Source organism: Gilliamella sp. LMG 34359, from assembly GCF_984569085.1.
In genome coordinates this window covers 87,548-96,478 of sequence record NZ_OZ474906.1, presented here as the reverse complement: position 1 = coordinate 96,478, position 8,931 = coordinate 87,548, and the positions used below count along the sequence as shown (strand labels likewise).

The following is an 8,931-nucleotide window of genomic DNA, read 5'->3' as shown; positions in this document are numbered from 1 at the left end:
TTATGAATCAAAGAGAAAAGCAGATCCTTACGATTATTCGCCAAGATCCTTTCATTCAACAACATGTGATTGCTGAAATGTTAGGCATTACCCGTTCAAGTGTAGCAGGTTACATTATGACATTGACTCAAAAAGGTTACATAAAAGGCAAAGGTTATCTTTTATCTGAAAATAATCATGTGGTTGTCGTTGGCTCTTGTAACATGGATGTTACTGGATATTCAGATAAAAAATTGGTTTATGAAGATTCTAACCCCGGTAAAATTCGTTGTACACCTGGTGGTGTGGGGCGAAATATAGCTGAAAATTTAGCGCTTTTAGGACTTGATACCTATCTTGTTTCAATGATTGGTGATGATTTTTATGGTGCTCAGCTTATTGAACATACTCGAAAAGCGGGTGTTAATATGGATCATTGCCATGTGATAAAAGGCGATTCTACTTCAACCTACCTCTCTCTGCTTGATCAATCAGGCGAAATGGTGATTGCTATTAATGATATGGATATTATTAACAAGCTAACGCCAAGTTTATTAAATGAATCCAAACAGCTAATTCAACATGCTAAATTACTGATTATTGACTGTAATTTACAACAAGATGCATTGACGTGGTTGTTTAACAATGCTGGAACAGTACCTATTTTTGTTGATACGGTATCTGCGTTTAAATCTCACAAGATTAAAAATTGGTTGTCATATATTCATACTTTAAAACCTAATCGACTAGAGGCAGAGATTTTAAGTGGGATAAAAATCACGACCAATGGTGATATTCCTAAAGTAGTCGACTGGTTCCATCAGCAAGGCGTGCAGCGGATCGCAATTAGTGCTGGGGCTGATGGTGTTTATTATAGTGAAATCGATGGTGATCGTGGTTGGTCTGCCCCAATTCCAACAGATATTATCAGTGTTACTGGCGCTGGAGATGCTATGCTAGCAGGACTGGTACAAGGTTATTTGGATGGGCTTAGCTTTTATCAAAGTGTGAGATTTGGCCAAGCTTGTTCAGCATTAACATTATCATCTGAATTCACTAATAATCCTAATTTATCAATTAATTGTGTTCAAAATATTTTGGAGTCCCTTTCATGAACAATGTGTCTAAATATAATCAATATCTTGATATTTCGCCTGAAGTTAAACAAGCGCTTGAAAATAATCTACCGGTTGTGGCTTTAGAGTCTACCATTATTTCACATGGTATGCCTTATCCACAAAATGTTGAAACAGCATTAAAAGTAGAAGAAATTGTCAGACAAAATGGCGCGATACCTGCCACTATTGCGGTAATTAATGGTCGTTTAAAAGCGGGTTTGTCAAAAGAAGAGATAACGATTCTGGGTAAAGAAGGATTAAATGTAACCAAAGTGAGTCGTCGAGATTTACCAGTAGTTGTTGCCAATAAACAAAATGGTGCAACTACCGTCGCTGCAACCATGATTATCGCTGAATTAGCTGGTATTCGTGTGTTTGCAACCGGTGGATTAGGTGGTGTTCATCGTGGGGCAGAACATACATTTGATATTTCTGCCGATCTTCAAGAACTTGCCAATACCAGTGTTGCCGTTGTTTGCGCTGGTGCTAAATCAATTTTAGACTTAGGTTTAACGATGGAATATCTAGAAACATTTGGTGTTCCTGTGGTTGGTTATCAAACTGAAAAACTACCGTCATTCTTTAGTCGAACTAGCCCATTTGATGTTAGTGTTAAACTAGATAGTGCCAAACAGATAGCTGAAATGATTAAAGTAAAATGGGATTTAGGCTTAAATGGTGGGGTTGTGGTTGCTAATCCTATTCCAACACAATATGCAATGGATGAAGAGTTAATTTCAGCAGCAATTGAAAAAGCCTTAACAGAATCAGTTGAGCAAGGCATTAAAGGTAAAGAAACTACCCCATTCTTGTTAGCTAAAGTGGTTGAGTTAACCGGTGGTGATAGTTTAGAAGCAAATATTAATCTTGTCTTTAATAATGCAAAATTAGCTTCTGAAATTGCGATGAGTTATTGCAATATTAAATAACAGTAATGTATTGAGTCATATAGTCACTTAAGTGGTTAAACTTAAGTGACTGATGATACTCTCGATATCGAGATTTCGAAAAAATATCTATATTATATATACCAAAGAAGCTCAGTAATCGGTCGCCTTTAATGGCAACATAATCTGATTAAAAAAATCTCCATTTCTTAACTTTTTTGCAACTATCAATTATCGGATTTTCTCTATCTATATGATAATTAATGCTTGATGTTAGTTAACTATCAGGGTATAATCCCGCCACTTTGTTTATTGTATTTATGTAAGCAAATGCGTAAAAAGATATAATCTTTATGTAAAAATATTGAATTATATCAACAATATTCCCGATTTGGGGATTACGAAAAGAACGGATTACACTCTCCTGTCAATCGAAACAGGGCAAGAGGAGTAATCTTTTGTTATAACTTTTAAATAGTGGAGCTCTGGTCTCATGTCGAACCAAAGAATCCGTATCCGGTTAAAAGCGTTTGATCATCGTTTGATTGATCAATCAACTGCTGAAATTGTAGAAACTGCGAAGCGCACAGGCGCACAAGTTCGTGGTCCTATTCCATTACCGACACGCAAAGAGCGTTTCACAGTATTGATTTCTCCGCATGTAAATAAAGATGCGCGTGATCAATATGAGATTCGTACTCATAAACGTCTAGTTGATATTGTTGAGCCAACTGAAAAAACAGTTGATGCTTTAATGCGTCTAGATCTTGCTGCCGGTGTTGATGTGCAGATCAGTTTAGGTTAATCCTAAGCTGAATGATTGAGAGGTCGAAACAATGATTGGTTTAATCGGTCGTAAAGTAGGAATGACACGAATCTTCACCGAAGAGGGTGTTTCTATTCCTGTCACCGTAGTTGAAGTTCAAAGCAACCGCATTACTCAAGTTAAAACACTTGAAAATGACGGTTATCAAGCTATTCAGGTTACTACTGGCAGCAAAAAAGCAAGCCGTGTAAACAAACCTGAAGCAGGTCATTTCGCTAAGGCTGGCGTTGAAGCTGGTCGTGGTCTATGGGAATTCCGTTTTGAAGAAGGCGAATACACTGTAGGTCAAAGCATTAACGTTGATATTTTTACAGACGTTAAAAAAGTTGATGTTACTGGAACATCTAAAGGTAAAGGTTTTGCTGGCGTAACTAAACGTTGGAATTTCCGTACTCAAGATGCTACTCATGGTAACTCTTTGGCACACCGTGGTCATGGCTCAATTGGTCAGAACCAAACTCCAGGTAAAGTGTTCAAAGGTCGTAAAATGGCAGGTCACCTAGGTAATGAACGTGTAACTGTTCAAAACTTAGATATTGTACGTGTTGATGCTGAACGTAACCTTTTATTAATTAAAGGTGCAGTACCAGGCGCAATCAATAGTGACGTAATTGTTAAACCGGCAATCAAGGCTTAACGTCGAGGAGATAGAGATGGAATTAGTAGTAAAAGACGCGCAAGCGCTTTCTGTTTCCGAAACTACCTTCGGACGTGAGTTTAATGAAGCGTTAGTTCACCAAGTAGTTGTTGCTTATGCATCTGCTGCTCGTCAAGGCTCTCGCGCACAAAAAACTCGTGCAGAAATCGCTGGTTCAGGCAAAAAACCATGGCGTCAAAAAGGCACCGGTCGTGCTCGTTCAGGTTCTATTAAGAGCCCAATCTGGCGTAGTGGTGGTGTAACATTTGCAGCAAAACCACAAGATCATAGCCAAAAAGTTAACCGTAAAATGTATCGTGGTGCATTAAAGAGTATTTTCTCTGAATTAGTGCGTCAAGAACGTTTAATCGTGGTTGAAACATTTACTGTTGAAGCACCTAAGACTAAATTATTAACTCAGAAATTAAATGATATGAATCTAAAAGATGTACTAATCATTACTTCTGAAGTTGATGAAAATCTTTTCTTAGCAGCACGTAACTTATATAAAGTTGATGTGCGTGATGTGGCAGGTATTGATCCAGTTAGTTTGATTGCATTTGACAAAGTGGTTATCACTGTTGATGCCGTTAAACAAGTAGAGGAGATGTTAGCATGATTCGTGAAGAGCGTCTGCTTAAAGTCCTGCGAGCACCACATGTTTCTGAAAAAGCATCTATTTCAATGGAAAAAACAAATACATTAGTATTGAAAGTTGCTAAAGATGCTACTAAGAGAGAGATTAAAGCCGCAGTTGAACAACTATTTGAAGTTAAAGTAGATGACGTGAATACTCTTGTTGTTAAAGGCAAAGTAAAACGTCGTGGTCAACAAATCGGTCGCCGTAGCGACTGGAAAAAAGCTTACGTTACTTTAGCAGAAGGTCAAAACTTAGACCTTGCTGGCGTCGCTGAGTAATTCGGAGGAGTAAGAACAATGGCAGTTGTTAAGTGTAAACCTACATCTCCGGGTCGTCGCCACGTTGTTAAAGTGGTTAACCCAGAGTTGCATAAAGGTAAGCCTTATGCACCGTTGCTTGATTCAAAAAGCAAAACTGGTGGTCGCAATAATAATGGTCGTATCACTACCCGTCATATCGGTGGTGGTCATAAACAGCATTATCGTATTGTCGACTTTAAGCGTAATAAAGATGGTATTCCAGCAGTTGTTGAACGTTTGGAATATGATCCGAACCGTAGTGCAAATATTGCATTGGTTCTATATAAAGACGGTGAACGTCGTTATATTTTAGCGCCTAAAGGCTTAAAAGCAGGTGATCAGATCCAATCTGGTGTTGATGCAGCGATTAAAACAGGTAACTGTTTACCGATGCGTAATATTCCAGTAGGTTCTACCGTGCATAATATTGAAATGAAACCAGGTAAAGGCGGACAACTTGCTCGCTCTGCTGGTAGTTATGTTCAAATCGTTGCGCGTGATGGTGCATATGTAACATTACGTCTACGTTCAGGTGAAATGCGTAAAGTATTATCTGATTGCCGCGCCACTATTGGTGAAGTGGGTAATTCAGAACATATGCTTCGCGTACTAGGTAAAGCGGGTGCAACGCGTTGGCGTGGTGTTCGTCCTACTGTTCGTGGTACAGCAATGAACCCGGTAGACCATCCACATGGTGGTGGTGAAGGTCGTAACTTTGGTAAACATCCTGTGTCTCCATGGGGTCAAAAAGCCAAAGGGTTGAAAACGCGTAGCAACAAACGTACTGATAAGTATATTGTTCGCCGTCGCAATAAGAAATAATTAATATAGAGGATTAGCTATGCCACGTTCTCTCAAGAAGGGTCCTTTTATTGACCTACACTTGCTGAAGAAGGTAGAGAAAGCGGTGGAAAGCGGGGACAAGAAACCAATTCGTACTTGGTCCCGTCGTTCAACGATCTTTCCTAACATGATCGGATTGACCATCGCTGTCCATAATGGTCGTCAGCACGTTCCTGTTTATGTTTCCGACGAAATGGTTGGTCATAAATTAGGTGAATTCGCGCCGACTCGTACTTATCGCGGCCACGCTGCGGATAAGAAAGCTAAGAAGAAATAAGTAGGAGAAAGAGATGGAAACAATTGCAAAGTACCGCCACGCTCGTTCTTCTGCACAAAAAGTTCGCTTAGTTGCAGATCTTGTTCGCGGTAAAAAAGTGTCTCAGGCACTTGATATTTTAACGTACACCAATAAAAAAGCGGCTGTACTTGTTAAAAAAGTATTAGAGTCTGCTATTGCTAATGCAGAGCATAACGATGGTGCTGATATTGATGATCTAAAAGTTGCGAAAATTTTCGTAGACGAAGGCCCAACCATGAAGCGTATTATGCCTCGTGCAAAAGGTCGTGCAGATCGAATTTTGAAGCGTACGAGTCACATCACCGTGATCGTCTCAGATCGCTAGGCTGGAGAATAGCAATGGGTCAAAAAGTAAATCCAAATGGTATCCGACTAGGCATCGTCAAGCCTTGGACATCTACATGGTATTCGGGTACAAAGACATTCGCTGATAATTTAGAAAGTGATTTTAGAGTGCGTGAATTCTTAAATAAAGAGTTAGCACAAGCATCAATCTCTAAAATTGTTATCGACCGTTCAGCAGAAACTAACGTTCGCATTACTATTCACACTGCTCGTCCAGGTATTGTGATTGGTAAAAAAGGTGAGGACGTCGAAAAATTACGTAATGCCGTAGCTTCTATTGTCAATAAATACAAAGACAAAAAAGAGAAACGTGATGTTGCAGTACAAATTAATATTGCTGAAGTTCGTAAACCAGAACTAGACGCAAAATTAGTTGCTGACAGTATTACCTCTCAGTTAGAACGCCGTGTTATGTTCCGTCGTGCAATGAAACGTGCGGTACAAAATGCAATGAAGGCGGGTGCTAAAGGTATCAAAGTTGAAGTAAGTGGTCGTTTAGGCGGCGCTGAAATTGCTCGTAGTGAGTGGTATCGTGAAGGTCGCGTACCATTACATACATTAAGAGCAGACATCGACTATGGTTTATCAGAAGCATTGACAACCTATGGTATTATTGGTGTTAAAGTGTGGATCTTCAAAGGTGAGATCCTTGGTGGTATGGCTGCCGTTGAACAAGCAGAAAAACAACCTGCTGCTCAACCGAAAAAGCAGCGCAAAGGCCGAAAACAATAAGGAGCGTCGCTGATGTTACAACCAAAGCGTACAAAATTCCGTAAAGTGCACAAGGGCCGCAATCGTGGTCTTGCTGTGAGTACTGATGTAAGTTTCGGTACATTCGGTCTTAAGGCTGTGGGTCGTGGTCGTTTGACTGCGCGCCAGATCGAAGCAGCACGTCGTGCAATGACTCGTGCAGTTAAGCGTCAAGGTAAAATCTGGATTCGAGTTTTCCCTGATAAACCGATTACTGAAAAACCACTTGAAGTGCGTATGGGTAAAGGTAAGGGTAACGTTGAATACTGGGTTGCTCAGATTCAACCAGGTAAAGTCCTTTATGAAATGGACGGAGTACCGGAAGAAGTTGCTCGTGAAGCATTTGCGTTGGCAGCTGCAAAACTGCCAATTAAAACCACCTTTGTGATTAAGACGGTGATGTAAATGAAAGCAAAAGAGCTACGCGAAAAAAGCGTTGAAGAGTTAAATACTGAACTTCTTAATTTATTACGTGAGCAATTTAACTTACGTATGCAATTAGCTGGGGGGCAGTTGAAACAAACTCATATGTTAAAACAAGTGCGTCGTAATATTGCACGAGTTAAAACGTTATTAACTGAGAAGGCGGGTGCGTAATATGACTACTGAAGTAAAAATTCGTACTCAGCAAGGTCGTGTTATTAGCGACAAAATGGATAAATCTATTACTGTAGCTATTGAACGTAAAGTGAAGCATCCGTTATATGGTAAGTTCATTAAACGTACGACTAAATTGCATGTACATGATGAAAACAACGAGTGTGGTATTGGTGATACTGTAGAAATTAAAGAGTGTCGTCCATTATCAAAAACCAAATCTTGGACTCTTGTTCGAATCGTTGAAAAAGCAGTTAGCTAATCAAATTTGATTAAAAACTGTACATAATATAATAAACGGCTCACCGGCCGTTTATTTTATGCTATCCATTTTATTTGAGTGGTGTTATACTATGCGCCCTCACGTAAGTGGGTTTTTGGTTGTCTATTCTTATCCATGGTAGTTGAGGTGGATGAAGGTAGATTAGACAATAATTAATTTATACGGAGCATTAAAATGATCCAAGAACAGACTAGGCTCGATGTTGCTGACAACTCTGGCGCACGTAGCGTAATGTGTATCAAGGTTCTCGGTGGATCGCATCGTCGTTATGCAGCGGTTGGTGATATCATCAAAGTTACCATTAAAGAAGCTATTCCACGTGGTAAAGTTAAAAAAGGTGATGTACTTAAAGCTGTAGTGGTGCGCACTAGAAAAGGTGTTCGTCGTCCTGATGGATCTGTCATTCGTTTCGATCGCAATGCTTGTGTTATTTTAAATAATAACAGTGAGCAACCGATTGGTACGCGTATTTTTGGACCGGTCACTCGTGAACTTCGTTCTGAGAAGTTCATGAAGATCATTTCATTAGCACCAGAAGTACTGTAAGGAGCGGGTAATGGCAGCTAAAATCCGTCGAGAAGATGAAGTTATCGTGTTAGCCGGTAAAGATAAAGGTAAACGCGGTAAAGTAAAAAGTGTTTTGTCTACTGGTAAAGTGATTGTTGAAGGTATTAACTTGGTGAAAAAACACCAAAAACCAGTACCTGCATTAAATCAAGAAGGTGGAATTGTTGAGAAAGAAGCGCCAATTAACGTTTCTAACGTAGCAATTTTTAACCAAGATACAGGCAAAGCAGATCGCGTAGGCTTTCGTTTTGAAGATGGAAAAAAAGTCCGTTTTTACAAGTCTACTAATAAATTAATCAATTAAGTAATTTGGAGTGTACGATGGCGAAACTGCATGATTACTACAAAGCACAGGTAGTAAATAAACTGCAAGAACAGTTTGGCTACAAATCTGTCATGCAAGTCCCTCGGATCGAAAAGATCACCTTGAATATGGGTGTGGGTGAAGCAATTACTGATAAGAAATTATTAGATAATGCGGTTGCTGATTTAGCAGCAATCAGTGGTCAAAAACCACTAGTCACTAAAGCACGCAAATCAGTTGCTGGTTTTAAAATCCGTCAAGGGTATCCTATTGGTTGTAAAGTCACTTTACGTGGCGAACGTATGTGGGAATTTTTTGAACGTCTAGTTTATATTGCTCTTCCTCGTACTCGAGATTTTCGTGGTTTAAGCGCAAAATCATTCGATGGTCGTGGTAACTATAGCATGGGTGTTCGTGAACAAATCGTTTTCCCTGAAATCGATTATGATAAAGTTGATCGTGTTCGTGGTTTAGATATCACTATCACAACAACAGCACAATCAGATGAAGAAGGCCGAGCTTTATTATCTGCCTTTAACTTCCCATTTCGTAAGTAAG

General features: G+C 39.5%; 16 protein-coding genes. All 16 read left to right on the top strand.

Features of this window, described 5'->3' with window-relative positions; all coding sequences use genetic code 11:
* The first annotated feature begins 2 nt into the window (after window positions 1–2).
* The 16 genes from AC5LXV_RS00510 (at window position 3) to rplE (ending at window position 8,930) form a co-directional block, all read left to right on the top strand.
* On the top strand, window positions 3–1,094 hold the full coding sequence (locus AC5LXV_RS00510) for a PfkB family carbohydrate kinase (RefSeq protein WP_493467081.1): 1,092 nt from the start codon (window positions 3–5) through the stop codon (window positions 1,092–1,094).
* Window positions 1,091–2,026: a pseudouridine-5'-phosphate glycosidase gene (locus AC5LXV_RS00505; RefSeq protein ID WP_493467080.1), complete on the top strand. Its 936-nt coding sequence runs from the start codon at window positions 1,091–1,093 to the stop codon at window positions 2,024–2,026. Before AC5LXV_RS00510 ends, AC5LXV_RS00505 begins: the two co-directional genes overlap by 4 nt.
* Before the next feature lie 451 nt (window positions 2,027–2,477).
* On the top strand, window positions 2,478–2,789 hold the full coding sequence (gene rpsJ, locus AC5LXV_RS00500) for a 30S ribosomal protein S10 (protein ID WP_006120582.1): 312 nt from the start codon (window positions 2,478–2,480) through the stop codon (window positions 2,787–2,789).
* Between the two features lie 31 nt (window positions 2,790–2,820).
* Window positions 2,821–3,447: a 50S ribosomal protein L3 gene (rplC, locus tag AC5LXV_RS00495; RefSeq protein WP_034884715.1), complete on the top strand. Its 627-nt coding sequence runs from the start codon at window positions 2,821–2,823 to the stop codon at window positions 3,445–3,447.
* Between the two features lie 16 nt (window positions 3,448–3,463).
* The gene (gene rplD, locus AC5LXV_RS00490; RefSeq protein WP_034902381.1) at window positions 3,464–4,066 is read left to right on the top strand and encodes a 50S ribosomal protein L4; all 603 of its coding nucleotides are present in this window, start codon (window positions 3,464–3,466) and stop codon (window positions 4,064–4,066) included.
* On the top strand, window positions 4,063–4,365 hold the full coding sequence (gene rplW, locus AC5LXV_RS00485; RefSeq protein WP_034885052.1) for a 50S ribosomal protein L23: 303 nt from the start codon (window positions 4,063–4,065) through the stop codon (window positions 4,363–4,365). The genes rplD and rplW overlap by 4 nt, the downstream gene beginning before the upstream one ends.
* Window positions 4,366–4,383: 18 nt before the next feature.
* A complete protein-coding gene (gene rplB / locus AC5LXV_RS00480; RefSeq protein WP_065561019.1) occupies window positions 4,384–5,208 on the top strand; it encodes a 50S ribosomal protein L2 in 825 nt (274 codons plus the stop codon).
* A gap of 19 nt (window positions 5,209–5,227) precedes the next feature.
* Window positions 5,228–5,506 (top strand): 30S ribosomal protein S19, encoded by a 279-nt coding sequence (rpsS, locus tag AC5LXV_RS00475; RefSeq protein WP_024496505.1) that lies wholly within the window; start codon window positions 5,228–5,230, stop codon window positions 5,504–5,506.
* 13 nt (window positions 5,507–5,519) lie between these two features.
* The gene (gene rplV, locus AC5LXV_RS00470) at window positions 5,520–5,852 is read left to right on the top strand and encodes a 50S ribosomal protein L22 (protein ID WP_034884235.1); all 333 of its coding nucleotides are present in this window, start codon (window positions 5,520–5,522) and stop codon (window positions 5,850–5,852) included.
* 14 nt (window positions 5,853–5,866) lie between these two features.
* Window positions 5,867–6,604: a 30S ribosomal protein S3 gene (gene rpsC, locus AC5LXV_RS00465; protein WP_034884234.1), complete on the top strand. Its 738-nt coding sequence runs from the start codon at window positions 5,867–5,869 to the stop codon at window positions 6,602–6,604.
* Window positions 6,605–6,616: 12 nt separating this feature from the next.
* Window positions 6,617–7,027, top strand: coding sequence for a 50S ribosomal protein L16 (rplP, locus tag AC5LXV_RS00460; protein ID WP_025314389.1), 411 nt, complete (start codon window positions 6,617–6,619; stop codon window positions 7,025–7,027).
* Window positions 7,028–7,219, top strand: coding sequence for a 50S ribosomal protein L29 (gene rpmC / locus AC5LXV_RS00455; protein WP_034884233.1), 192 nt, complete (start codon window positions 7,028–7,030; stop codon window positions 7,217–7,219).
* A 1-nt stretch (window position 7,220) separates the two neighbouring features.
* Complete coding sequence (rpsQ, locus tag AC5LXV_RS00450) at window positions 7,221–7,481, top strand: 30S ribosomal protein S17 (RefSeq protein ID WP_025314391.1); 261 nt, start codon at window positions 7,221–7,223, stop codon at window positions 7,479–7,481.
* A gap of 195 nt (window positions 7,482–7,676) precedes the next feature.
* Entirely contained in the window at window positions 7,677–8,048 is a 372-nt protein-coding gene (gene rplN / locus AC5LXV_RS00445) for a 50S ribosomal protein L14 (protein WP_025314392.1), read from the top strand.
* Window positions 8,049–8,058: 10 nt separating this feature from the next.
* Window positions 8,059–8,373, top strand: a complete 315-nt coding sequence (gene rplX, locus AC5LXV_RS00440) for a 50S ribosomal protein L24 (protein ID WP_034884230.1) — start codon at window positions 8,059–8,061, stop codon at window positions 8,371–8,373.
* Between the two features lie 17 nt (window positions 8,374–8,390).
* The gene (gene rplE, locus AC5LXV_RS00435; protein WP_025314394.1) at window positions 8,391–8,930 is read left to right on the top strand and encodes a 50S ribosomal protein L5; all 540 of its coding nucleotides are present in this window, start codon (window positions 8,391–8,393) and stop codon (window positions 8,928–8,930) included.
* The last annotated feature ends 1 nt before the right edge of the window (window position 8,931 follow it).